The following is a 25028-nucleotide window of genomic DNA, read 5'->3' as shown; positions in this document are numbered from 1 at the left end:
ACGGCAGGAAAGATCAGGTCTCTTCGCCGCCCGTCGAAGACCCGGCCAAGAGATCGGCCGCGATCTGGGCGTCATCCGTTGCGCCCGTCTCGCCTGCCGACGGCGATTCGGAAGCGGGCACCGCACCGGCTTCCTCTCCGGCAGACGCGCCCTCGGCGGACACCGGTTCGCCCGCCGGGGTCTCGTTGGTGCCGGCAGGCAGCGGATCGGTCTTGTCGATGGCGAGCAGGGGCGTGAAGTCGATGCCGCGCGCAATCGCGGATGAAACCTTGCCCTGGATGTTGGATGGCAGGTCCGGGTTTCCGGCCGCCGCGATGGCCGCCTTGGCCTGGTGGCCAACGCTGTTGGCCGCCTTGCTGGTCGCGTCCCCGGCTTCCGCTTTGGTCCGCTCGGGCATCGGGCGATGCGAGGAACCGATCGATGAGATGGTCATGGCTTTTCCCCTTCCGAGGCCGACAATAGCCATGAATTGCTTGCGTGGACCTGAACGCCTGGTCGCAGGGCCGTCAGCGGGTCACGACGAGCCGATAGCCGACATCGCGGTCGGGAAGGTCCAGCAGTGCGTGGTAGCGGTCGGCCCAGGCGCCGCTGTCGAGATCGGCGGCGAGCCGCTCGAGCCCGGCCGAAACATCGCCCAGCGCGTGAAAGGATGACATTGCCCTGCGCACCGCCGGATCGAGATAGGCGTGCGGACGTCGCCAGTAGGAATAGAGAAACCCGTCGATACAGTCGTGCGGCACGGGAACGGGCAAGACATCGACGGGGCCGAGCCAGCGCGCGTAATCCGACATGGATGGCATCTGGGCGTCGTCAAGCGTCGCCAGTCTGGGAAAATAGTCCAGCAGCCAGGGATCTCGGAACGACGGGTCCGATGTCAGCACCACGATGCGCCCCCGCGTGACCCGCCGCATTTCCGCCATGCCCCTGGCCTTGTCCGACCAGTGGTGGACGGTGTTGACCGCCATGGCCGCATCGAAGGACCGGTCCTCGAAAGGAAGGGCCTCGGCATAAGCTTCAACGGCCGGTGCCGCCGAAGCGGCGCGCTGTCGGATCATGGCAACGGACGGTTCCACCGCCGTCACCAGCCGCCCGGCCGGTTCGTAGGAACCCGATCCGGCGCCGACGTTCAAAACCCGCTCCGCATCGCCGAGTGCCTCGTCGATCATCGCGCCAATGCGCGGATCCGGTCTTCGCAGGTTGGCATAGTCGAGCCCGATGACATCGTATGCGGCGGTCACGGCCTGCTCTCGCTTTTCGGGTGAAACCGCACCATCCGGGCGCGCGCGGATCCCATGCCCCGGCTCAGTCGTGGCTGACGGTCGCCGCGGTCAGGATCTTGAGGACGAGGATCGCCTCGTCGCCACCGGTGCGCGGTTCCTCGCGCGTCTCGATGGCGTGGATGAAGTTCTGCAGTTCCCGCGTCAGCGGCATGCCTTCGGCGACCGGCTGGTAGGACGGCTCGTTGGTTGTGAACGCCCACTGGCCCGAATCCTGCCAGACCGCGTGGCGGTAGATCGCCAGCTTGCGATCCCAGGTCTCCACGTCGTCGAACACCGCCATGGCGCGCGTCCCCACCACCGTCAGGCGGCGTTCGCGATAGGGGTTCAGGCGGGAGGAGAACAGGTGGCTGCGGATGCCGCCGGGAAACCGCATGTGGACGTGGGCGAAGTCCGACAGGTGGTCGAGCACGGCCGCCCCCTCCCCGCGCACCTCCAGCGGCGGCGCGCCGGTCACGGCGAGGATCATCGACAGGTCGTGCGGTGCCAGGTCCCAGAGCGCATCGTTCTCGGTGTGGAACTTGCCAAGGCCCAGCCGGTGCGAATGGATGTATTTCACCTCGCCCAGCTCGCCCTCGTCGATCAGCGACTTGAGCAGCTCGAAGGCCGGGTGGAAGCGCAGCACGTGGCCGACCATGAAGACCCGGCCATGTGCGCGCGCCGCGGCCACGGCCCGCTCGGCATCCGGCACCGACAGCGCGATAGGCTTTTCGACCAGCACGTCCTTGCCGGCCTCCACGGCGCGAATGGCCATCTCGGCGTGGAACTGCGGCGGCAGCGCCATCACGATGGCATCGATGTCTTCGCGCCCGAACAGGTCGTCGGGAGCGATGGCCTCGACGTCATTCTCGGCGGCGAACCCCTCCGCCCTGGCAGGATTTGCATCGGAGACGGCATGAAGCGCTCCGAGCCCCTTCAGGGTACGGATATGATTGCTGCCCCAGTATCCGCACCCGAGTACTGCTATGCGCGGCGCCATTCTTGGAAACTTCCGTCTGTCGCTCTGTTCTTCGCCACCCTTCGGCCACAGGCCACTCGTGACGAAGTTGTCATATCGACGCTCAGGGTTGAACTCAACCCCGCTTGGAAGTCCGCCGGTCACGCTTTCCCTCATCGCGCGAAAAAAACATGCGCCAGGAAAGGAAAACCTTGCTTGACAGCGACGCAACCCCGCCCTTATATCCGCGCGTTCACAGCCGCTGGCATGTCAGCGGCGGGTCGACGGGGCAGGGTAGCTCAGCTGGTGAGAGCGCCGGATTCATAACCCGGAGGTCGGCGGTTCAATCCCGCCCCCTGCTACCAACGACCAGGCTTTTTTCTCCATGTTCAGCACCAGCACCGCGATTTGGCGCGCTGCGACCTGTTGCCTGGTCGATGCAATGACCTCCGGACATTCTTCAACCAAAAGCTGAAATGTTGAGTCGCCATGCGAGCGGTTAACGCAGACGGCCAGCAGCGGTTCGTCCTGCGCACCGGTCGCCAGCAGCATGGTCAACTGGCTGCCGTCCTCCGCTTCCCAGTCGGCCGGGGTCATGGCTGCGCCATCGGGCCGCAGCCAGGTGACATCGGCGATCCCGGCCGCGGTTGCTGCTCCCGTCAGGAATGCCGGCGCAGCCAGCGCCGGGAACCGTGTCCGGAGCCGCGCCAGATCGCGGGCATGGGCGAGAACCCGGTCATCCCTGTTCGTCCAGTCGATCCAGGTCAGTTCGTTGTCCTGCGCATAGGCGTTGTTGTTGCCGCGCTGGCTGCGCCCGAACTCGTCGCCGGCCGTCAGCATGATCGTGCCGCGCGTCAGGTACAGCGTCGAGAGCAGTGCGGTCACGTCGGCGCGGCGTGCCGAGCGAACGCCTGTGTCGTCGCTGTCGCCCTCCGTGCCATTGTTCCAGGAGATGTTGTGGTCGTGGCCGTCGCGATTGCCTTCGCCGTTGGCCTCGTTGTGCTTGTGCGCATGCGACACCAGGTCGGCCAGCGTGAACCCGTCATGCGCCGCCAGGAAGCTCACGCCGCGGCTTTCATGCCCGCCGAACACGTCCTGCGAGCCGGCAAGGCGCGTGGCGAAGCGTCCGAGCATGTGGCTGTCCCCGCGCCAGAAGCGGCGCATGTCGTCGCGGTAGGCGTCGTTCCATTCCAGGAACGGGTCCGGGAACCGGCCGAGCTGGTAGCCGCCCGGACCGATGTCCCAGGGTTCGGCGATCAGAACGCGCGATCCGGTCACCGGATCGTCGAGCATGGCCTGCAGCAGCGGCGCATCCGGCGAGAACCCCTCTGCCGTCCGCCCCAGCACCGGTGCCAGGTCGAAGCGGAACCCGTCCACGCCACCCGCCAGGACGAAATGCCTGAGGGAATCGAGGATGAGGCCGATGATCGCCGGATCGTCGCAGGCGACCGTGTTGCCGGTGCCCGTATCGTTGACCAGCCGTCCCTGCGCGTCGCGCCGGAAGGCGCGGGCCCCCATCAGCCCGCGCAGGCTCAGGATGGTCCCGTCCTCGTCGCTCTCGCCGGTGTGGTTGAACACCAGGTCGAGGATGACCCCGATGCCCGCGGCCCGCAGCGCATCGCTGACGGCCCGCAGATCGCCGATCCCGCCCGGCGCAAGCCGCGGATCGAGCGCCATGAAGGTCACCGGGTTGTAACCCCAGGCATTGGCCAGGCCGAGCGACGGCAGGTGGCGCTCGTCGATCCACGCCGTCACCGGCATCAGCTCCACCGCCGTGACGCCGATGGAATGCAGGTGCGCGATCACCGAGGGATGCTTGAGAGCCGACAGCGTTCCCCGCTCCTCGGCCGGAATGTCCGGATGGAGCATGGAGAAGCCGCGCACGTTCACTTCGTAGACGAGCCCGCCGGGCGCGAGCGAGACCGGTGGCGGCACGCCATCCCCGGCCTGCGGCTCCAGGATCGCCTTCGGCATCAGGCCGGCGGTGTCCCCGCCAGCGCCGCGCCCCCGCCCGAGCAGCCGCGCGTCGTGCCGGTAGGGCCGGTCGATGCGTGTTGCCCACGGGTCGACCAGCAGGCGATCGGGATCGAACCAGTGGCCCGCGTCCGGTTGCCACGGCCCGTCGGCCCGGAAGCCGTAGGCCTGGCCGGCCGCGATACCGGCCATGTCCAGCCGCCACCAGCCGTCGTCGCCCGGCGTCATGGCGTGGCGCCCGGTTTCGCGGCCCTGACGGTCGAAAAGGCAGAGCCGGACCGCCGTGGCATCCGGCGCGGGAACCGCGAAACGGGCTCCCGTGCCGGTCAGCCGGCTGCCGGTCATGTGATGACGTCAGGCGCGGTGCGGCCGGTGTGCGCCACGATCCCCGCAAACGCGTCGGCTGCCCGGATCAGGGGCGCGAGCGCCTCCTGCGTCTCCAGCCCGTGACGCGATGCGTCCGGCTCGTAGCGCTCGATGTAGACCCGGATCGTGGCGCCGGACGTGCCCGTGCCGGAAAGGCGGTAGACGATGCGCGAGCCCCCCTCGAAGAACACCCGAAGTCCCTGGTTGCTCGCCACCGAACCGTCGACCGGGTCGGTATAGGAAAAGCTGTCCGCCCGCTCCACCGCCATGCCGTCGAAGGCCTGCCCCGCCAGGCCGGACAGCCGCGCCTCGAGATCGCTCATCAGGGCCTGCGCCTTGTCGCTCTCGACGCCCTCGTAGTCGTGCCGCGTGTAGAAATTGCGCCCGTATTCCGCCCAGTGGCCTTCCACGATGGCTTTCACCGGCTCGCGCCGCACGGCCAGGATGTTCAGCCACAGCAGGATCGCCCACAGCCCGTCCTTCTCGCGCACGTGGTCGGACCCGGTGCCGGCACTTTCCTCGCCGCAGATGGTCACCCGCCCGGCATCCAGGAGGTTGCCGAAGAACTTCCAGCCCGTCGGCGTCTCGTGCATTTCGATGCCGAGCTTTTCGGCAACGCGGTCGGCCGCCGCCGACGTGGGCATCGAGCGGGCAATGCCGGCAAGTCCCCTGGCATAACCCGGTGCGAGATGCGCGTTGGCGGCCAGCAGCGCCAGCGAGTCCGAGGGCGTGACGAACATGCCCTTGCCGAGGATCAGGTTGCGGTCGCCGTCGCCATCCGACGCGGCGGCGAAATCCGGTCCGTCGGCGCTCATCACCATGTCGTAGAGATGGCGCGCATGAACGAGGTTGGGGTCCGGATGATGGCCGCCGAAATCCGGCAGCGGAACCGCGTTCAGCACGGTGCCGGATGGCGCGCCGAGCCGGTTTTCCAGGATCTCGCGGGCATAGGGACCGGTGATCGCACTCATGGAATCCATGACGACACGGAAGCCGGTGGCGAACAGCGCCCGGATGGCATCGAAATCGAACAGGCTTTCCATCAGGTCGGCATAGTCGGCGACCGGGTCGATGACCTCGACCGCCATGCCGGCCACCTCGTGCCGGCCGATGGCCGAAAGGTCGATGTCGTCCGCCTCGACCGTCAGGTAGCGGTCGATCACCCTGGAACGGGCAAACACCGCCTCTGTGATGCGCTCGGGCGCCGGCCCGCCGTTGGAGATGTTGTACTTGATGCCGAAGTCTTCCGTCGGCCCGCCGGGATTGTGGCTGGCCGAGAGCACCAGCCCGCCGAACGCCTTGTTCTTGCGGATCACGTGCGAGGCGGCCGGGGTCGAGAGCAGTCCGCCCTGCCCCACCAGAACCCGTCCGAAGCCGTTCGCCGCGGCCATCCGGATCGCGGTCTGGATGACCACGTCGTTGTAGTAGCGGCCGTCGCCACCGATCACCAGCGTCTGCCCGGCGAAACCCTCGAGGCTGTCGAAGACCGACTGGATGAAGTTTTCCGCGTAATTCTCCTGCGCGAAGACCGGGACCTTCTTGCGCAGACCGGATGTGCCGGGCCGCTGGTCGGCAAAGGGCTTGGTGGCTATGGTCAGGGTCACGTCAGGAGGCTCCCTTCTGGATCAGGGACGCGAACAGGTCGACGTAGCGCAGACCGCTTGCATCCCAGGAGACGTCGGCCGCCATCGCCCGCTTCTGCATGGTGGCCCAGGTTTTCGTGTCCCCGTGCAGCGCGATCGTGCGCGCCAGGGCCGCAACCAGCGCGTCATGGGAAAGCGGCGCGAATTGCACGCCGGTCGCGACGCCGGCATTGAGGGCGGCATGGTTGGCGTCGATCACCGTGTCAGCCAGCCCGCCGGTTCGCGTGACTACGGGAATGCAGCCATAGCGCAGGCCGCACAGCTGCGTCAGCCCGCAGGGTTCGAACCGGGACGGCACGAGGATCGCGTCCGAGCCGGCCTGCACCAGGTGCGACAGCGGCTCGTCATAACTGACGACCACGCCGATCCGGCCCTTGTGGCGGGCCTGCGCGGCCAGCATCAGCCCTTCCAGCCCCTTGTCGCCGGAGCCGAGCACGGCCAGTTTGCCGCCCATCGCGACCAGTTCATCCAGCGCGCCGGCCAGCACGTCCATGCCCTTCTGCCAGGTCAGCCGCGAGATCACGCAGAACAGCGGCGCATTGTCCCCGTCCAGCCCGAAGCGTTCCTCCACCACCCGGCGGTTCGCCTTCCGCCCCTTCAGCGTGCGCGCCGAGAAGGTCTTGGCCAGCGCATCGTCGGTTTCCGGGTTCCATATCTCGGTGTCGATGCCGTTGACGATCCCGTGCAGCGCATCGGCACGCCCGTTGATCAGGCCTTCGAGGCCCATGCCGAATTCCGCCGTGCGGATTTCCTGCGCGTAGGTCGGGCTGACCGTGGTGATGGCATCCGCCGCGTGAAGCCCGGCCTTCAGGAAGCCCACCGTGCCGTAGTATTCCACGCCTTCCAGCGACCAGGCCTGCGGCGGCAGTCCAAGCTCGCTGAAGACCGACGGCGCGAACTGCCCCTGGAACGCGAGGTTGTGCACTGTGATGACCGTGGCGGGATGCGGCTTGCCGGAATGGCGCAGGTAGACCGGCACCATCGCGGCCTGCCAGTCGTGGACGTGCACGATGTCCGGCTGGTAGCCCTTCACCGCGCCCTGTGCCACAGCGGCGGCAACAAGGGAAAAGGCCGCGAAGCGCTTCCAGTTGTCGCTGTAGTCGTTCCCGGAGTGGTCCGAATAGGGTCCGCCGTCGCGGTCAAACAGGTGCGGCGCGTCCAGCAGCAGCAGGTCCAGCCCGCCGTGGCGCACGGCCAGCAGGTCGGCCTTGCCGCCGAAGAGCGCGTCGAAATGCGCCACCGCCTTCGGCTTGGTCTTTCCGAGCCGTGCCCTGACCGACGGATAGGCCGGCAGCATCGAGCGCACCTTGACCCCGTGGCGGGCCAGCGCCGGCGGCAGCGCGCCGGCCACGTCGGCCAGCCCGCCGGTCTTGATCAGCGGAAAGATCTCGGACGTGACGGACAGAACGTTCATTCGTAGATGAGACCTGCCTTGTCGAGCATGGACTGGGTGATGAGGCAGACCCCGCTGGCCGTCCGGCGGAACCGGCTGGCATCCAGTTCCGGGTCTTCCCCGACGACGAGACCCGACGGGATCTTCACGCCGCGGTCGATCACGACCTTGGACAGGCGCGCGTGCCGGCCGATGACGCATTCGGGCAGCACGACGGCCTCGCTCAGCTTCGAATAGGACCGTGCCAGGGTTCCCGTGAACAGCAGGCTGCGATGGATCGAAGACCCCGAGATGATGCAGTCGCCCGACACCAGCGACGAGATCGCCTGGCCGACACGGCCCTCCTCGCTGTGAACGAACTTGGCCGGCGGACGGATCTCCGCATAGGTCCAGATCGGCCACGAGCGGTCGAACAGGTCGAGTTCCGGCAGGATGTCGTTGAGGTCGATATTGGCCTGCCAGTAGGCGTCGATCGTGCCGACGTCGCGCCAGTAGGCCTCGTTTTCCGTCGAGGCCCGCACGCACGACTGGGTGAAGCGATGCGCCACCGCCTTCCCGTTCTTGACGATGTGCGGAATGATGTCCTTGCCGAAATCGCGGCTGGATTCCGGGTCGGCGGCATCGCGCTTCAACTCCTCGATCAGGAACCGGGTCGAGAAGACATAGATGCCCATCGAGGCCAGCGACATGTCGGGATTGCCGGGAATGGCCGGCGGGTCGGCCGGTTTCTCGACGAAATCGACGATCCGGTCGTCGTGGTCCACGTGCATCACGCCGAAGCCCGTCGCATCGGCGCGCGGCACTTCCAGGCAGCCGATGGTCACGTCGGCGCTCTGGCTGACGTGCTGCTGCAGCATGATCTCGTAGTCCATCTTGTAGATGTGGTCGCCCGCCAGGATGACCATGTACTCGACACCGTAATCCTCGATGATGTCGATGTTCTGGTAGACAGCGTCGGCCGTGCCTTCGTACCACTGGTGCTCGGACACGCGCTGGCTGGCCGGCAGGATGTCGAAGCTCTCGTTCCGCTCCGGCCGCAGGAAGTTCCAGCCGCGCTGCAGGTGGCGGATCAGCGAATGCGCCTTGTACTGCGTCGCCACGCCGATACGGCGGATGCCCGAATTGATGGCATTCGACAGCGCGAAATCGATGATCCGCGTCTTCCCGCCGAAATAGACGGCCGGTTTGGCGCGCCGGTCTGTCAGTTCGTGCAGCCGGCTTCCCCTCCCGCCGGCCAGCACGTAGGCCATTGCATTTCTGGCCAGCGGTGCATTGCGCTCAACGACCATGGTTTCCTCCTCCCAGGCCCGATCAGGTCTCCTCGTCCGCCTGGACGAGAATCAGTGTGGCGAGCGGTGGCAGCGTCAGCCGCGCCTCGCCGCTCTTGGCGGTGACCACCCCCAGATTGCCGACGCCGGACCCGCCGTAGATCGCGGCATCGGTATTCATGACTTCCTTCCAGGTTCCGTCGCCGGGCATCGGCAGACGATAGCCTGTCAGCATTTGCGGCGTGAAGTTCGACACCACGACGACGGGCTTGTGCCCCGGCGCCTTGCGCTGCCAGGCATAGACCGAATTGTCGGCGTCGTCGGCCTGGAGCCATTCGAACCCTTCCGGCTCGCAATCGCGCGCATGCAGCGCCGGATAGGCCCGGTAGGCCATGTTGAGGTCGCGCACGAGATGCCGCACGCCGTCATGGGCGTGGTGGTCGACGAGATCCCAGTCCAGCGACCGCTCCTCCGACCACTCGCTGCGCTGGGCGAATTCCTGGCCCATGAACAGCAGCTTCTTGCCCGGATAGCCCCACATGAACCCGTAATAGGCCCGCAGCGTCGCGAACTTCTGCCAGTCGTCGCCCGCCATCTTGTGCAGCAGCGATCCCTTGCCGTGAACCACCTCGTCGTGGCTGAGCGGCAGCACGAAATTCTCCGAGAACGCGTAGAGCAGGCCGAACGTCAGATCGTTGTGATGGTGCTTGCGATGCACCGGGTCACGCTGCAGGTAGGTCAGCGTGTCGTGCATGAAGCCCATGTTCCACTTGAAGCCGAAGCCGAGCCCGCCCTCGTGCGCCGGCTGCGAGACCTTGGGCCACGAGGTCGATTCCTCCGCGATCGTCACGATGCCGGGATGGGATCCGTAGACGGCCTTGTTCATCGCCTGCAGGAAGGCCACCGCCTCGAGGTTTTCCCGTCCGCCCCGCTCGTTCGGGATCCACTCGCCTTCCTTGCGCGAATAGTCGAGGTAGAGCATCGAGGCGACCGCGTCGACGCGGAACCCGTCGACGTGGTAGCGCTCCGCCCAGAACAGCGCGTTGTTGGTCAGGAAGGCGGCTACTTCCGTGCGCCCGAAATTGTAGATCGCCGTGTTCCAGTCCGGGTGGAAACCCTTGCGCGGGTCCTCGTGCTCGTAGAGCGCGGTGCCGTCGAACCGGGCAAGCCCGTGCGCGTCGGTCGGGAAATGCGCCGGCACCCAGTCGATCAGGATGCCGAGCCCGGCCCGGTGGGCGCCATCGACGAAACGGGCGAATCCCTCCGGCTCGCCGAAACGCGCCGAGGGCGCGTAGAGCCCGGTGGTCTGGTAGCCCCACGAGGGATCGTAGGGATGTTCCGAAACCGGCAGGAACTCGATGTGGGTGAAGCCCATCTCGACGCAATAGGGGATCAGCCGGTCGGCCAGTTCGTCCCAGGAGAGAAAGCCGCCGTCCCGGCCGCGCTGCCAGGACCCGGCATGAACCTCGTAGATCGAGATCGGCAGCCGCCGCGCATCCGCCTTCGCCCAGAAGGCCCGGTGGTCCGCGTCGCCCCACTCGTGTACCGGCGGATCGGTGGTGACCGAAGCCGTCGCCGGGCGCAGTTCGGAGCGGAAGGCGAACGGGTCGGCCTTCAGTGGAAGCAGCCGGCCGTCCTTGCCGATGATCTCGTACTTGTAGGGCTCGTCGCGGCCAAGATCGGGCACGAAGATTTCCCAGATGCCGGAATCGCGCCGGTGCCGCATGACATGGCGCCGCCCGTCCCAGTGATTGAAATGGCCCACCACGGAGACCCGCTTCGCATTGGGGGCCCAGACCGCGAAATGCACGCCACGCGCGCCCTCGTGATCGATGACATGCGCGCCGAGCCTGTCGAACAGGCGCAGGTGCGAGCCTTCCGAGTGGTAGTAATCGTCCATCGGGCCGAGCACGGGACCGAACGTGTAGGGATCCGTCACCGTCCAACTCTGCCCCTTGGCCTCGGCCAGGAACCGCAGCGGCTGGCGGGCCTTGATGCTGACCGGTCCCTCGAACAGGCCCTCGCCGCGCGGCTGCAGGTCACCGGCCGGATCGCCTGACAGGGTTTGCGCCGCCACCCGCTCGGCGCCGGGAATGAAGGTCCGCGCCGAGAACCCGTCGGCTGTTTCGTGCAGGCCGAGAACGGAGAACGGATCGGAATGCGTGGCCTCGGCGATGGCATGCACATCCCGGTCGGACAGGGACGGCAGGCCCTTGTTCCGGGCCGTCTTGTCTCGCCTGGCGGTCATCCGCTTCGCTTCCCCCCTGCTCCTCCACTGCCTGACGGTGTCAGTCCGTCGGCACGTTCCAGATATCGCCGGCGTACTGGCGTATGGTCCGGTCCGACGAGAACCAGCCGACCCGCGCCGTGTTCAGGATCGCCATCGCCGTCCATGCCTCCGGCTCCAGCCACAGCCTATCCACCTCACGCTGCGCTCGGCAATAGTCATCGAAGTCATCGGTCACCATAAACCAGTCATGCGCGCGCAGCCCGGCGACGAGATCGGCGTAGCGGTCCGGCTCGCCGGGCGAGAAGATCCCGCCCTCGATCGCCGCCAGCGCCTGGCCCAGTTCCGGCGAAGCGGCGATGTTGGCGGCCGGATCGCGGCCACCCGCCTGACGCTGCGCCACCTCGTCGGCCTTCAGGCCGAAGATGAAGATGTTTTCCGCCCCGACATGATCGCGGATCTCCACGTTGGCCCCGTCGAGCGTGCCGATGGTCAGCGCGCCGTTGAGCGACAGCTTCATGTTGCCCGTGCCGGACGCCTCCATGCCGGCCGTCGAGATCTGCTCCGACAGGTCGGCCGCCGGCACCATGACCTCGGCCGTCGAAACATTGTAGTTCGGCACGAAAACGACCTTCAGCAGGTTGTCGATTGCCGGGTCGTTGTTGATCACCCGCGCCACGTCATGCGCCAGCTTGATGATGACCTTCGCATTGTGATAGCTCGGCGCCGCCTTGCCGCCGAACAGCTTGACCCGCGGCACCCAGTCGCGTTCCGGGTGCGAACGGATCTGGTCCCAGAGCGCGACCGCCTCGATGATGTTGAGAAGCTGCCGCTTGTATTCGTGGATGCGCTTGATCTGGACGTCGAAAAGGGCCGTCGGGTCGATGCGCGCCCCGACCCGGTCGCGCACGAGGCGCGCCAGCCGGTCCTTGTTGGCCCGCTTGACCGCTGCGAACCGGTCCCGGAAGGCGGCATCCCCGGAGAGCTTCGCCAGCCCGTCCAGCGCCTCGGCGTCGTCCATGATCCGGTCGCCGAGCGCCTCGCGGGCCAGGTCGTAGAGGCCCGGGTTGCACTGCATCAGCCAGCGCCGCGGGGTGATGCCGTTGGTCTTGTTGTTGATCCGGTCGGGATAGAGCCGGTGCAGGTCGGCGAAAACCGTTTCCTTCATCAGGTCGGTATGCAGCGCCGACACGCCGTTGATCGAGTGCGAGCCCAGGAAGGCCAGCGTTCCCATGCGCACCCGCCGTTCGCCGTTCTCGTCGATCATCGACAGGCGCGAGATCACGTCGCCTTCCATGCCGTTCTTGCGCGCCCGGCGCAACTCGATGGCATTGACGGCATAGACCAGTTGCATGTGGCGCGGCAGCATGCGTTCCATCAGCGGCACAGGCCAGCTCTCCAGCGCTTCGGGCAGAAGCGTGTGGTTGGTGTAGGAGAACACCGCCTTTGCCGCGCCCCAGGCATCCGCCAGCGTCCATTCGTGTTCGTCGATCAGCAGGCGCAGCAGTTCGGCGACCGCGATCGCCGGATGGGTGTCGTTCAACTGGATGGACACGTAGTCGGCCAGGTTGCGCAGGCTGCCGTGCTGCTGGACATGGCGGCGCAGGATGTCCTGCAGCGAGGCCGAGGAGAAGAAGAACTCCTGCCTGAGCCGCAGTTCCTGCCCCGCAATATGGCTGTCGGCCGGGTAGAGCACCCGGGTCAGCGTTTCCGCCTTGTTGGATTCCTCCAGCGCGCCCGTGTAGTCGCCGGCGTTGAACCTGGCCAGCCGGATCGGGTCGATCGGCTTGGCCGACCAGAGCCGCAGGGTGTTGACCCGCTTGGCCCGCCAGCCGACGACCGGCGTATCGTAGGCCGTCGCGATCACGCGCTCTGCCGGCGCCCAGCGATAGGCCATCTCGCCATCCGTGCGCTGCCCGACGGGCTCCACCGAACCACCGAAGCCGACCTCGTAGGAGCTTTCGCGCCGCTCGAATTCCCACGGGTTGCCGTGTTCCAGCCAGGTTTCCGGCAGTTCGACCTGCCAGCCGTCGGAAATCTCCTGGCGGAACAGGCCGTTCTGGTAGCGGATGCCATAGCCGTAGGCCGGGATGTCGACGCTGGCCATGGACTCCATGAAGCAGGCGGCCAGCCGCCCGAGACCGCCGTTGCCGAGCGCGGCGTCGGGTTCGAGCTCGGCCAGGACGTCGAAATCCGCGCCGAGCCGCGCCAGGGCCTGGCGCACCGCGCCCTGCAGTTCCAGGTTCGTGACCGCGTCGCGCATCAGCCGGCCGATCAGGAACTCGAGCGACAGGTAGTAGACCCGCTTGGAATTTTCCGCGTAGGCGCGCCGCGTCGAGGCCATCCAATGGTCGATGATGCGGTCGCGGATGACCAGGATCGTCGCGGTCAGCCAGTCGTGCCGCGTCGCCGCCTTGGCATCCTTGCCGGTGCCATAGGTCAGCTTGTCGACGATCTCGTTGGCGAGCGCCTCCGGGGTCACGGGCCGGGGTTCGGGCTTGGGCAGAAGGTTCGGGTTTTCGATCATCGGGGCCACGACTGTTTAAATCGATTGAAATTCAATCTTAGCCGAATCCTCCGCCCTTGTCAGCAGACAAGTTTGCCACAAGCAATTCCAGCGAAAGTGGGAACCGGTTTCGCGGCCGGAATTGCGGCGAGGGACAAGCCAATTCCAGCGAAAGCGGGAACCGGTTTCCCGCCCGGGATTGCAGGACGCATGGCAGGCCGGCGCCTACTCGAAAGCGTAGGGGATGGTGTTGCGCAGGTTATGATCGACGGTCAGCTTGCGCTTGAGTGGCGGCACTGCCCGCTGGTGACAGTTGCGCCGCTCGCAGATGCGGCACGAGATGCCGATCGGCTCGAACGCCTCGTCGCGGGCCGTGTCGAGATCGTCGGCATAGACCAGTTCGCCGGCGTGGCTGATCTCGCACCCGAGCGCCAGCGCGTGGCGCTGCACCGGGTCGCGGAACCCCCCGGCCCGTTTCGAAACGGCCATCGCCAGGCAAAGATAGCGCGCGCCATCCGGCGTCTCGGCCAGTTGCCGGATGATGCGCCCCGGCGTTTCGAAGGCGCGGTGGACGTTCCACAGCGGACAGGCCGAACCGAATCGGGCGAATTGCAGCTTGGTCGCCGAGTGCCGCTTGGTGATCGTGCCCGCCTGGTCGACGCGGGCGAAGAAGAAGGGAACGCCCTTGGCGCCCGGCCGCTGCAGTGTCGAAAGCCGGTGCCCCACCTGCTCGATGGAGGCGCCGAAGCGGTCGGCCAGGAGGTCGAGATCGTGGCGCAGTTCGCGCGCCGCGGAGGCGAACTGGCCGTAGGGCAGCATCACTGCACCGGCAAAGTAGTTGGCAAGCCCGATCCGGCAGACCGCGCGCGCATCGGCCGAGCGCAGGTCGGCCCGCTCGATGATCTGGCGGATCGCGCCGTCATGCTCCAAGAGTCCGATCTGGTGGGCGATCTGGAAGGCATTGGTCGCCGCGTCGGCCCGCGCGTTCAATGTCAGCACCCGCGCGGCCGGGTCGAACCGGCGCATCGGTGCCGGCCCGCCGGCCGGATCGGCGCTCATCATCACCCGCACCCGGTGGCGCCGCTCGATGTGGTCGGCCATCAGCCGCACCCGGTTGCGGGTCTGCCCGCTCATGCCCTCGGCCAGGTCCTCGGCCGCCAGGTCGAGTTCGTGGACGTAGTTGTCGATATAGTGGAAGAAGTCGCGCACCTCGTCATAGGGCGTCGGCTCGCTCATGGCCCCGGCCCGCTCCAGCGTGTCGTCCAGTTCCGCCAGTTGCTCGCCGGCCCGCCGCAGTGCCTGGTGCATGGAGAGGAAGGCCCGCGCCAGGCCCGGCGCGTTCTGGACCACCAGTTGCAGGTCCGCCGAGGTCGGCTGCTGGCCGGAGAACAGCGGATCGGCCAGCGCTTCGGCCATGTCCGCCAGCAGCCGGTCGCCGTCATTCTCCGACAGCGAGGCGATATCGACAGCGAAATTTTCTGCCAGGGCCAGCAGCACAGCGGCCGTCAGGTGGCGCTGGTTGTTCTCGATCTGGTTGAGATAACTGGTCGAGATGCCCAGTTGTCCGGCGAAAGCGGCCTGGGTCAGCCCCTGGCGAAGGCGGATGTCGCGGATCTTCCGCCCGGCGAAGAGTTTCCTGGCGCGCATTGTTCGCAATTTCGCTTTCTGCAAAACACAATTTTACTTCTTTCACTTTGTCACAATTTCAACCCTGCCGGAAGCCCTCCGGAAGGCGTATGCAACCGGAAAGAATTGTCCGGAGGAGTCTTCATCGCCATGACGCTGTTTTCCGCCCTTCACCGGGGCCGGGGCGAAAGCCTCGCCCGTGCGGCCCTCGCCGCGCTTGCCGGCTCGCTGCTGCTGACCCTGTCGGCAAAGGTCCAGGTGCCGTTCTGGCCCGTTCCCATGACCATGCAGACCTTCGTGGTCATCGGCCTTGGCCTGGCGCTTGGTCCGCGGCTCGGCCTCGCCGCCGTCGCGCTTTACCTCGCTGAAGGTGCCGCCGGCCTGCCCGTCTTCGCCGGCACGCCGGAAAAGGGCATCGGCCTCGCCTACATGGCAGGACCCACCGGCGGCTATCTCGCCGGCTACCTGCTTGCCGCCGTCGTCGCCGGGCAGCTTGCCGGGCGCGGCTGGGATCGCCACCCGCTGACCGCCTTTGCCGCCGCCCTCCTTGCCGGCGCGCTGATCTATCTGCCGGGCCTGGCCTGGCTCGGCACGATCATCGGCTGGGACAAGCCCGTCCTCGCCTTCGGCCTGTGGCCGTTCGTCTATGGCGACATTCTCAAGGCCGCGCTCGCGGCAGCCGTTTTCCCGGCCGCATGGGCATGGATCCGCAACAAGGGAGCCGCATGATGCAGGACATTCTCGACCAGCTCGAAAAGCACCGTGAACAGGCCCGCCTCGGCGGCGGCCAGAAGCGCATCGACGCCCAGCACGCCAAGGGCAAGCTGACCGCGCGCGAACGCCTCGACATCCTCCTCGACGAAGGGTCGTTCGAGGAGTACGACATGTACAAGACGCATCGCTGCACCGATTTCGGCATGGCCGACACCAAGGTGTCCGGTGACGGCGTGGTTACCGGCTGGGGCACGATCAACGGCCGCCCGGTCTATGTCTTTTCCCAGGATTTCACGGTCTTCGGCGGTTCGCTGTCGGAAACCCACGCCGAGAAGATCTGCAAGATCATGGACCTGGCAGTCCAGAACGGCTGCCCGGTGATCGGCCTGAACGATTCCGGCGGCGCGCGCATCCAGGAAGGCGTCGCCTCGCTCGGCGGCTACGCCGAGGTTTTCTGGCGCAACGTCCAGGCATCCGGCGTGGTGCCGCAGATTTCGGTCATCATGGGCCCCTGCGCCGGCGGCGCGGTCTATTCGCCCGCCATGACCGACTTCATCTACATGGTGAAGGACACCTCCTACATGTTCGTCACCGGCCCGGACGTGGTGAAGACCGTCACCAACGAGATCGTCACGGCCGAGGAACTGGGCGGTGCTTCCACCCACACCCGCAAGTCCTCCGTTGCCGACGGCTCCTTCGAGAACGATGTCGAAGCGCTCCTGGAAGTCCGTCGCATGGTCGATTTCCTGCCGCTGTCCTCGCGCGAGAAGCCGCCGGTGCTGCCGACCGCCGACACGCCGGACCGCCTGGAAATGGCGCTCGACACCATCATCCCGGACAATCCCAACAAGCCCTACGACATGCACGAGGTGATCGCCAAGATCGCCGACGAGGGCGATTTCTTCGAGGTCCAGAAGGACCATGCGAAGAACATCCTGTGCGGGTTCATCCGGTTGAACGGCTCCACCATCGGCGTCGTCGCCAACCAGCCGATGGTGCTGGCCGGCTGCCTCGACATCGACAGTTCCAAGAAGGCGGGCCGTTTCGTGCGCTTCTGCGATGCCTTCAACATTCCCATCCTCACCCTGGTCGACGTGCCGGGCTTCCTGCCGGGCGTCAGCCAGGAATACGGCGGCATCATCAAGCACGGCGCCAAGCTGCTCTTCGCCTATGCCGAGGCGACCGTGCCCAAGGTCACCGTCATCACCCGCAAGGCCTATGGCGGCGCCTACGACGTGATGAGTTCCAAGCACATCCGCGCCGACGTCAATTATGCCTGGCCGACCGCGCAGATCGCCGTGATGGGCGCCAAGGGCGCCACCGAGATCCTCTACCGTTCCGAACTGGGCGACCCGGAGAAGATCGCCGCGCGCACGAAGGAATACGAGGACCGCTTCGCCAATCCCTTCGTGGCGGCCGAGCGTGGCTTCATCGACGAGGTCATCATGCCGCATTCCACCCGCCGCCGCGTGCTGCGTGCCTTCGAGATGCTCAAGACCAAGAAGGTCGAGACGCCGATGAAGAAGCACGACAACATTCCGCTGTGAGGGGCCGCGCGGTGAGGAGGCGCTGATGCCAAGACTGCCTGACATGACGAAGCATCGCGGTTTTCCCTCGGGCCTGCCGGGGACCGGTCTGCAGTTCACGATCCGCCGCGCCAACCCGAAGGGCGTGGCGCGCATCTTCGAGCGCGCCCGCAACCACGACCGCGCGGAGATCGAGAAACTGGCGGACACGGCCTTCCTCCACGCGATCTGGCACCATTTCGGCGGCGAGCCCTTCGAACGGGGCAATCTCGACGCCGGCCGCATCAACTGGCTGTTCGGCCGCGAGATCGTGCCGGCCGAAACCCCGTTCGATCCGCAGTCCTACGAGGCCATGCTGAGGATCGATGAGGACGTGGCGCGCCGGACCATGCCCGAGGCCTTCGCCGACGTGCTGGAGGTGTGATGAAACCAGTTTGCACCAACACGACAATTCCGGGCGCGAACAAGCGCAGCCCACGAGGGGAGAGAACCTGATGTTCAAGAAGATCCTGATCGCCAACCGCGGCGAGATCGCCTGCCGCGTCATCAAGTCGGCGAAGAAGATGGGCATTGCCACCGTGGCGGTCTATTCCGATGCCGACCGTGACGCCGAGCACGTCAAGATGGCCGACGAGGCCGTGCATATCGGCCCCCCGCCCGCGGCGCAGTCGTATCTCCTGGCCGACCGGATCATCGCTGCCTGCAGGCAGACGGGCGCCGAGGCCGTGCACCCGGGCTACGGCTTCCTGTCGGAGCGCGCGTCGTTCTGCGAGGCCCTTGAACGCGAAGGCATCGTCTTCATCGGTCCGAAGGTGAAGGCCATCGAGGCGATGGGCGACAAGATCACCTCAAAGAAGATCGCGGCGGAAGCCGGCGTCAACACGGTGCCCGGCTACATGGGCCTGATCGACGATGCCGACCACGCGGTGAAGATCGCCGGCGAGATCGGCTATCCGGTCATGATCAAGGCATCCGCCGGCGGCGGCGGCAAGGGCATGCGCATCGCCTGGAACGACGCCGAGGCGCGCGAGGGCTTCGACCGCTCCAAGTCCGAGGCCGCCTCCTCCTTCGGCGACGACCGCATCTTCATCGAGAAGTTCGTGGTCGAACCGCGCCACATCGAGATCCAGGTGCTGGCCGACGCCCACGGCAACTGCATCTACCTGAACGAGCGCGAATGCTCCGTGCAGCGGCGCAATCAGAAGGTCGTCGAGGAAGCCCCCTCGCCCTTCCTCGACGAGGCCACCCGCAAGGCCATGGGCGAACAGTCCGTGGCGCTGGCCGAGGCGGTGGACTACCAGTCGGCCGGCACGGTGGAATTCATCGTCGACAAGGACCGCAACTTCTACTTCCTGGAAATGAATACCCGCCTGCAGGTGGAGCATCCGGTCACCGAGCTCATCACCGGCGTCGATCTCGTCGAGCAGATGATCCGCATCGCCGCCGGGGAAAAGCTGGACCTCAGGCAGGCCGACATCGGCATCAACGGCTGGGCCATCGAGAGCCGCCTCTATGCCGAGGACCCCTACCGCAACTTCCTGCCGTCCATCGGCCGGCTGACGCGCTACCGTCCGCCGGAAGAAGGCCGCCACGGCGACCATGTCGTGCGCAACGACACCGGCGTCACGGAAGGGTCCGAGATCTCGATGTTCTACGACCCGATGATCGCCAAGCTCTGCACCTGGGCGCCGACGCGCGAGAAGGCCGTGGACGCCATGGCCGACGCGCTGGACCGTTTCGAGGTCGAGGGCATCGGCCACAACCTGCCCTTCTGCGCCGCCCTGATGCAGCACCCGCGCTGGCGCGAGGGACGGTTGTCCACCGCCTTCATCGCCGAGGAATATCCCGACGGCTTCGAGAACGCCGCGCCGGACCCGCAGACCGCCGGCCGCTTCGCCATCGTCGCCGCCGTGCTCCAGCGCATTGCCGACGAACGCCGTGCCGGCATTTCCGGCGCCCGCTTCAACCAGTCGAACGAGGACATGCGCACGCGCCGCGTCGCCGTCCTCGCCGGCGCCGACTATCCCCTTTCCATCACCCAGGAGGGCGACGCCTTCACCGTCACGCCGGAAGGCGGCAAGGCCGTCACCGTGACCACCCGTTGGCGCCCCGGCGACCGCCTCGCCGACCTGGAGATCGGCGGCGAGCGCCATGCCGTCAAGGTCGAGCGGGCACCGGGCGGCTTCCGCCTGCGCCAGCGCGGACTGGATTCACGGGTCATGGTGCTCAACCCGCGCGCCGCCGAACTGAACCGCCTGATGCCGGAAAAGGCTGCGCCCGACACCTCCAACCTGCTGCTCTGCCCGATGCCCGGCCTGATCGTCTCCATCGCCGTGGAAGAAGGCCAGGAGGTGCAGGAGGGCCAGACGCTGGCCATCGTCGAGGCCATGAAGATGGAAAACGTGCTGCGCGCCGAAAAAAGGGCCGTGGTGAAGAAAATTCCGGTCAAGGCGGGCGACAGCCTTGCCGTCGACGAAGTGATCATGGAGTTCGAGAAGTGACCAAGACCGCCCGCGACTGGATCGACCTCGCCACGAAGGACCTGAAGGGCAAGGACCCGTCCGCCCTGAACTGGGAAACGCCGGAAGGCATTACCGTGAAGCCGCTCTACACGGCCGCGGACCTGCCGCAGGGCGCGGCGGCCGAACTGCCGGGCTTTGCACCCTTCACCCGCGGCGTGCGCTCCACCATGTATGCCGGCCAGCCCTGGACGATCCGGCAATATGCCGGCTTCTCCACGGCCGAGGAAAGCAACGCCTTCTATCGCAAGAACCTCGCCGGCGGGCAGAAGGGCCTGTCGGTGGCCTTCGACCTCGCCACCCATCGCGGCTATGACAGCGATCATCCCCGCGTCGTCGGCGATGTCGGCAAGGCCGGCGTGGCGATCGACAGCGTCGAGGACATGAAGATCCTCTTCGACGGCATCCCGCTCGACCGGATGAGCGTGTCGATGACCATGAACGGCGCGGTCATCCCGGTGCTGGCCATGTTCATCGTTGCCGGCGAGGAACAGGGCGTCGACCGCAAGCTGCTGTCCGGCACCATCCAGAACGACATCCTCAAGGAGTTCATGGTCCGCAACACCTACATCTATCCGCCGGAACCCTCCATGCGGATCATCGCGGACATCATCGGTTTCACGGCGGCCGAGATGCCGAAGTTCAATTCGATCTCGATTTCCGGCTACCACATGCAGGAAGCCGGCGCGACGCTGGCCCAGGAACTGGCCTACACGCTGGCAGACGGCATGGAATACGTGCGCGCCGCCATGGCCCGGGGCCTCGACGTGGATGCCTTTGCCGGCCGCCTCTCCTTCTTCTTCTGCATCGGCATGAACTTCTTCATGGAAGCCGCGAAGCTGCGCGCCGCCCGCCAGATGTGGTCGAAGATCATGGAGGACTTCGGTGCGAAGTCGGAACGCTCGAAAATGCTGCGCACCCACTGCCAGACATCGGGCGTCTCGCTGACCGAGCAGGACCCCTACAACAACGTCGTGCGCACCGCCTTCGAGGCGATGAGCGCCGTGCTCGGCGGCACCCAGTCGCTGCACACCAATTCCTTCGACGAGGCCATCGCGCTGCCGACGGAATTTTCCGCCCGCATCGCCCGCAACACCCAGCTCATTCTCCAGAACGAGACCGGCGTCACCAGGGTCGTCGATCCGCTGGGCGGGTCCTACTATGTCGAGGCACTGACGAAGGACCTCGCCGATGAGGCCTGGGCGCTGATCGAGGAAGTCGAGGCGATGGGCGGCATGACGAAGGCCGTCGAGGCCGGCCTTCCCAAGATGCGCATAGAGGAGGCGGCCGCCCGCCGCCAGGCCCGCATCGACCAGGGCGAGGATGTCATCGTCGGGGTCAACAAGTTCCGCCTCGAGGACGAGACGCCCATCGACATTCTCGACATCGACAACGCCAGGGTCCGCGCCGCGCAGATCGCCCGGCTCGAGCGGGTGCGCGCCATGCGCAATGCCGACGCCTGCAACGCCGCCCTGGGCCGCCTCGAGCAGGTCGCCCGCTCCGGCGAAGGCAACCTGCTGGAAGCCGCCGTCGAGGCCGCCCGCCAGCGCGCGACCCTGGGCGAGATTTCCGATGCCATGGAGCGCGCCTTCACCCGCCATCACGCCACGACCCGCGTGATTTCCGGTGTCTATGGCGATGCCTACAAGGACGATCCGGAAATGGCGGCGTTGAAAACCCGCATCGGCGCCCTGAAGGACGAGCGCGGCAAGGCGCCCAACATCCTGGTCGCAAAGATGGGCCAGGACGGTCACGACCGCGGCGCCAAGGTCATTGCCACCGCCTTTTCCGACATGGGCTTCGACGTTGCCATGACCGACATGTTCGAAACGCCGGAGGAAGTGGCGGCCAAGGCCGTGTCCGGCAACGTCGACGTGGTCGGTGTCTCGTCCCTCGCCGCCGGACATAAGACTTTGGTTCCGCAACTGATTGCCAAGTTGAAGGAACGCGGCGCAGACGACATCATCGTCGTGTGCGGCGGAGTGATCCCCGAACAGGATTATGATTTCCTGCGCGAAGCGGGCGTGGCCGAGATCTTCGGCCCGGGCACCAATGTCATCGACGCGGCGCAAGCGGTCCTGGGACAGGTTTCCGGCCTGCGACGCAATCGCTAACCCATTGGGGGCCGGAGTTTCCGGCCCTCCCGCCATCTGGAGGAGAAGCCATGACCGAAAGCCGATATCACGACGTCTATGAAGGCTGGAAAAAGGACCCGGAAGGCTTCTGGGCCGAAGCGGCTGCCGACATCGACTGGTTCAAGCCCTGGGACAAGGTGTTTGACAAGGATGCCGGCGCTTACGGCCGCTGGTTCGTCGGTGCCGAATGCAACACCTGCTACAACGCGGTGGACCGCCATGTCGCCGGCGGCCGCGCCGACCAGGTCGCTCTCGTCTATGACAGCCCGATCACCGGCGCGCTGAAGAAATTCACCTATGCCGAGGTCAAGGCCGAGGTCGAGGCGCTTGCCGCCGTGCTGCGCGACAAGGGCGTCGGCAAGGGCGACCGTGTCCTCATCTACATGCCGATGATCCCGGAGGCCGCCTTTGCCATGCTGGCGGTCGCCCGCCTCGGCGCGATCCACTCGGTCGTCTTCGGCGGTTTTGCTGCCAACGAGCTGAAAACCCGTATCGACGATTGCTCGCCAAAGGCCATCATCTCCGCCTCGTGCGGCATCGAACCGGGCCGTGTCATCGCCTACAAGCCGCTGCTCGACAAGGCGATCGAGCTGTCCACCAACAAGCCCGAAACCTGCATCATCGTGCAGCGCGAGCAGCAGACCTGCGACCTGACGGAAGGCCGCGACGTCGACTACCGCGCCGCTGTCGAGGCCCACATGGCCACCGGCACGCAGGTCGAATGCGTCTCCGTCGCCGCCACCGATCCGCTTTACATCCTCTATACATCGGGCACGACCGGCCAGCCCAAGGGTGTCGTGCGCGACAACGGCGGCCACATGGTGGCGCTGAACTGGTCGATGAAGGCGCTCTACAATGTCGACGCCGGCGAAACCTTCTGGGCCGCGTCGGATGTCGGCTGGGTCGTCGGCCATTCCTACATCGTCTACGGCCCGCTGATCAAAGGCTGCACCAGCATCCTGTTCGAGGGCAAGCCGGTCGGCACGCCGGATCCCGGCACCTTCTGGCGCGTGATCGCCGATCACAAGGTCGCTTCCTTCTTCACCGCCCCCACGGCCTTCCGCGCCATCAAGAAGGAAGACCCGAACGGCGAGTACCTGAAGAAGTACGACATCTCGTCGTTGCGCGTGCTCTACCTCGCCGGCGAGCGCGCCGATCCGGACACCATCGTCTGGGCACAGAACCAGCTCGGCGTTCCCGTGATCGATCACTGGTGGCAGACGGAGACCGGCTGGTGCATGGCCGGCAACCCGATCGGCCTCGGCGCCCTGCCGGTCAAGCTCGGCTCGCCCACGGTCGCCCTGCCGGGCTACGATATCCAGGTGCTCGACGATGCCGGCCATCCGCTGCCGGCCGGAACGCTCGGCAACATCGTCGTCAAGCTGCCCATGCCGCCCGGCTGCCTGCCGACGCTGTGGAACGCGGACCAGCGCTTCCACGACGCCTACCTGGCCGAGTTCCCGGGCTACTACAAGACGGCCGACGCCGGCATCAAGGATGAGGACGGTTACCTCTTCATCATGGCGCGCACCGACGACATCATCAACGTCGCCGGGCATCGCCTGTCCACCGGCGGCATGGAGGAGGTCATCGCCTCCCATCCGGATGTCGCCGAATGCGCTGTCATCGGCATCGCCGACAAGCTCAAGGGCCAGATGCCGGTCGGCTTCGTCATCCTGAAGGCCGGCGTGAACCGTCCCCCCGAAGAGATCGAGGCCGAGGTGGTCAGGCTGGTGCGAGAGAAGATCGGCCCGGTCGCTGCCTTCAAGACGGTCCTGACCGTCGATCGGCTGCCGAAGACCCGGTCCGGCAAGATCCTGCGCGGAACCATGCAGAAGATTGCCGACGGCGAGGAATGGAACATGCCGGCGACCATCGATGATCCCGCCATCCTGGAGGAGATCACCGACACGCTGACCGGACGCAAGGTCGGCGTCTTCGCCTGATCCGGCCTCGATCGGACAATTTCGCGGCCGCCCGGACAGGGCGGCCGTTTTTTTATGGATCAACGGCCGTCCGCTGCCCGAAATTCGACAAAACCCGCATCTAACGGCATGCTTCGATGGAAGATTCGGCAGGGTCTGCCGGCACCCAATAGCAAGAGAGGGTAATTCGCATGAAGAAACTGATCGCCGTCATGGCCGTGGCGGGTCTCGCCGCCGGCTGTACGACTGACCCGTATACCGGCCAGCAGAAGGTCTCCAACACCGCGCTCGGCACGGCCCTCGGTGCCGGCGTCGGCGCCCTGGCCGGAGCGGCGGTCGGCGGTTCGAAGGTGGCCCAGCGCAACGCCATCCTGATCGGCGCAGGCATCGGCGCGCTCGCCGGCGCCGGCATCGGCAACTACATGGATCAGCAGGAGGCCGAATTGCGCGCCCAGCTGCGGGGCACCGGGGTCTCCGTCACCCGCGTGGGCGACGACATCATCCTCAACATGCCGTCCAACATCACCTTCGCCACCGACCAGGACCAGGTTCAGCCGTCCTTCTACCAGACGCTGAACTCCGTCGCGATCGTGCTGCAGAAGTTCAACCGCACCCTGGTCGATGTCTACGGACACACCGATTCCACCGGCGATGACCAGTACAACCTCGCCCTGTCGCAGCGCCGCGCCAGCTCCGTTGCCGATTACCTGAGCGGCCGCGGCGTCGACGACCGGCGTTTCTACATCGCCGGTCTCGGCGAAAGCCAGCCGGTCGCCTCCAACGCCACGCCGGACGGCCGCGCGCTCAACCGCCGCGTCGAGATCAAGCTGGTACCGATCACCGAGCAGGGCTGATCGCACCGGCGAGACGACCCGTGACACGACGGCGCGTCCTGCCAGGCGCGCCGTTTTCACGTCGAATCATGGACCACGCGCTTGATGCCGCGGCCGGGCCTGTGTACAGCCTCGGCCAAGGATCGAGACGAGGTTTCC

At 66.5% G+C, this 25028-nt stretch carries 17 protein-coding genes and 1 tRNA gene; 8 read left to right on the top strand and 10 right to left on the bottom strand.

The features are described 5' to 3' along the window. Window positions 1-13 precede the first annotated feature (13 nt). The 3 genes from CSC94_RS09640 to CSC94_RS09630 all read right to left on the bottom strand — a co-directional run bounded on the left by CSC94_RS09640 (window position 14) and on the right by CSC94_RS09630 (window position 2256). Entirely contained in the window at window positions 14-433 is a 420-nt protein-coding gene (locus tag CSC94_RS09640; protein WP_099306119.1) for a hypothetical protein, read from the bottom strand. Between the two features lie 73 nt (window positions 434-506). Then, window positions 507-1238 (bottom strand): class I SAM-dependent methyltransferase, encoded by a 732-nt coding sequence (locus CSC94_RS09635; protein ID WP_099306118.1) that lies wholly within the window; start codon window positions 1236-1238, stop codon window positions 507-509. A 64-nt stretch (window positions 1239-1302) separates the two neighbouring features. Further along, window positions 1303-2256 (bottom strand): Gfo/Idh/MocA family protein, encoded by a 954-nt coding sequence (locus CSC94_RS09630; protein ID WP_099306117.1) that lies wholly within the window; start codon window positions 2254-2256, stop codon window positions 1303-1305. 246 nt (window positions 2257-2502) lie between these two features. Between CSC94_RS09630 and CSC94_RS09625 the strand changes: the two genes are divergently transcribed. Further along, window positions 2503-2579 (top strand) — tRNA-Met (locus CSC94_RS09625). On the opposite strand, the gene glgX is transcribed toward CSC94_RS09625, so the two are convergent. The 7 genes from glgX to CSC94_RS09590 form a co-directional block, all read right to left on the bottom strand. Then, window positions 2536-4533 (bottom strand): glycogen debranching protein GlgX, encoded by a 1998-nt coding sequence (glgX, locus tag CSC94_RS09620; protein ID WP_099306251.1) that lies wholly within the window; start codon window positions 4531-4533, stop codon window positions 2536-2538. The genes CSC94_RS09625 and glgX overlap by 44 nt on opposite strands. Beyond that, window positions 4530-6158: an alpha-D-glucose phosphate-specific phosphoglucomutase gene (locus CSC94_RS09615; protein ID WP_099306116.1), complete on the bottom strand. Its 1629-nt coding sequence runs from the start codon at window positions 6156-6158 to the stop codon at window positions 4530-4532. The genes glgX and CSC94_RS09615 overlap by 4 nt, the downstream gene beginning before the upstream one ends. A 1-nt stretch (window position 6159) precedes the next feature. Then, the gene (gene glgA, locus CSC94_RS09610; RefSeq protein ID WP_099306115.1) at window positions 6160-7611 is read right to left on the bottom strand and encodes a glycogen synthase GlgA; all 1452 of its coding nucleotides are present in this window, start codon (window positions 7609-7611) and stop codon (window positions 6160-6162) included. Further along, window positions 7608-8879 (bottom strand): glucose-1-phosphate adenylyltransferase, encoded by a 1272-nt coding sequence (gene glgC / locus CSC94_RS09605; RefSeq protein ID WP_099306114.1) that lies wholly within the window; start codon window positions 8877-8879, stop codon window positions 7608-7610. The genes glgA and glgC overlap by 4 nt, the downstream gene beginning before the upstream one ends. 22 nt (window positions 8880-8901) lie before the next feature. Next, entirely contained in the window at window positions 8902-11106 is a 2205-nt protein-coding gene (glgB, locus tag CSC94_RS09600) for a 1,4-alpha-glucan branching protein GlgB (RefSeq protein WP_099306113.1), read from the bottom strand. 40 nt (window positions 11107-11146) lie between these two features. Continuing rightward, a complete protein-coding gene (locus CSC94_RS09595; protein ID WP_099306112.1) occupies window positions 11147-13612 on the bottom strand; it encodes a glycogen/starch/alpha-glucan phosphorylase in 2466 nt (821 codons plus the stop codon). 204 nt (window positions 13613-13816) lie between these two features. Next, complete coding sequence (locus CSC94_RS09590) at window positions 13817-15238, bottom strand: helix-turn-helix domain-containing protein (protein WP_099306111.1); 1422 nt, start codon at window positions 15236-15238, stop codon at window positions 13817-13819. A gap of 129 nt (window positions 15239-15367) precedes the next feature. Between CSC94_RS09590 and CSC94_RS09585 the strand changes: the two genes are divergently transcribed. The 7 genes from CSC94_RS09585 to CSC94_RS09555 all read left to right on the top strand — a co-directional run bounded on the left by CSC94_RS09585 (window position 15368) and on the right by CSC94_RS09555 (window position 24890). Next, window positions 15368-15946: a biotin transporter BioY gene (locus CSC94_RS09585; protein WP_099306110.1), complete on the top strand. Its 579-nt coding sequence runs from the start codon at window positions 15368-15370 to the stop codon at window positions 15944-15946. Further along, window positions 15946-17478 carry an acyl-CoA carboxylase subunit beta gene (locus tag CSC94_RS09580; protein WP_099306109.1) on the top strand — a complete coding sequence of 511 codons (1533 nt, stop codon included), beginning with the start codon at window positions 15946-15948 and terminating at the stop codon, window positions 17476-17478. The genes CSC94_RS09585 and CSC94_RS09580 overlap by 1 nt, the downstream gene beginning before the upstream one ends. Before the next feature lie 25 nt (window positions 17479-17503). Then, window positions 17504-17881 carry a hypothetical protein gene (locus CSC94_RS09575; RefSeq protein WP_099306108.1) on the top strand — a complete coding sequence of 126 codons (378 nt, stop codon included), beginning with the start codon at window positions 17504-17506 and terminating at the stop codon, window positions 17879-17881. A 70-nt stretch (window positions 17882-17951) separates the two neighbouring features. Then, window positions 17952-19958 (top strand): acetyl-CoA carboxylase biotin carboxylase subunit, encoded by a 2007-nt coding sequence (locus CSC94_RS09570; RefSeq protein ID WP_099306107.1) that lies wholly within the window; start codon window positions 17952-17954, stop codon window positions 19956-19958. Beyond that, window positions 19955-22090, top strand: coding sequence for a methylmalonyl-CoA mutase (gene scpA / locus CSC94_RS09565; protein WP_099306106.1), 2136 nt, complete (start codon window positions 19955-19957; stop codon window positions 22088-22090). The genes CSC94_RS09570 and scpA overlap by 4 nt, the downstream gene beginning before the upstream one ends. 50 nt (window positions 22091-22140) lie before the next feature. Beyond that, complete coding sequence (locus tag CSC94_RS09560; protein ID WP_099306105.1) at window positions 22141-24057, top strand: propionyl-CoA synthetase; 1917 nt, start codon at window positions 22141-22143, stop codon at window positions 24055-24057. A gap of 170 nt (window positions 24058-24227) precedes the next feature. Then, window positions 24228-24890 carry a YiaD family glycine zipper/OmpA-like lipoprotein gene (locus CSC94_RS09555; protein ID WP_099306104.1) on the top strand — a complete coding sequence of 221 codons (663 nt, stop codon included), beginning with the start codon at window positions 24228-24230 and terminating at the stop codon, window positions 24888-24890. Window positions 24891-25028: the final 138 nt, after the last annotated feature.

Source organism: Zhengella mangrovi, from assembly GCF_002727065.1.
GTDB classification, from domain to species: domain Bacteria; phylum Pseudomonadota; class Alphaproteobacteria; order Rhizobiales; family Rhizobiaceae; genus Zhengella; species Zhengella mangrovi.
This window is presented reverse-complemented; position numbering and strand designations above follow the sequence as displayed.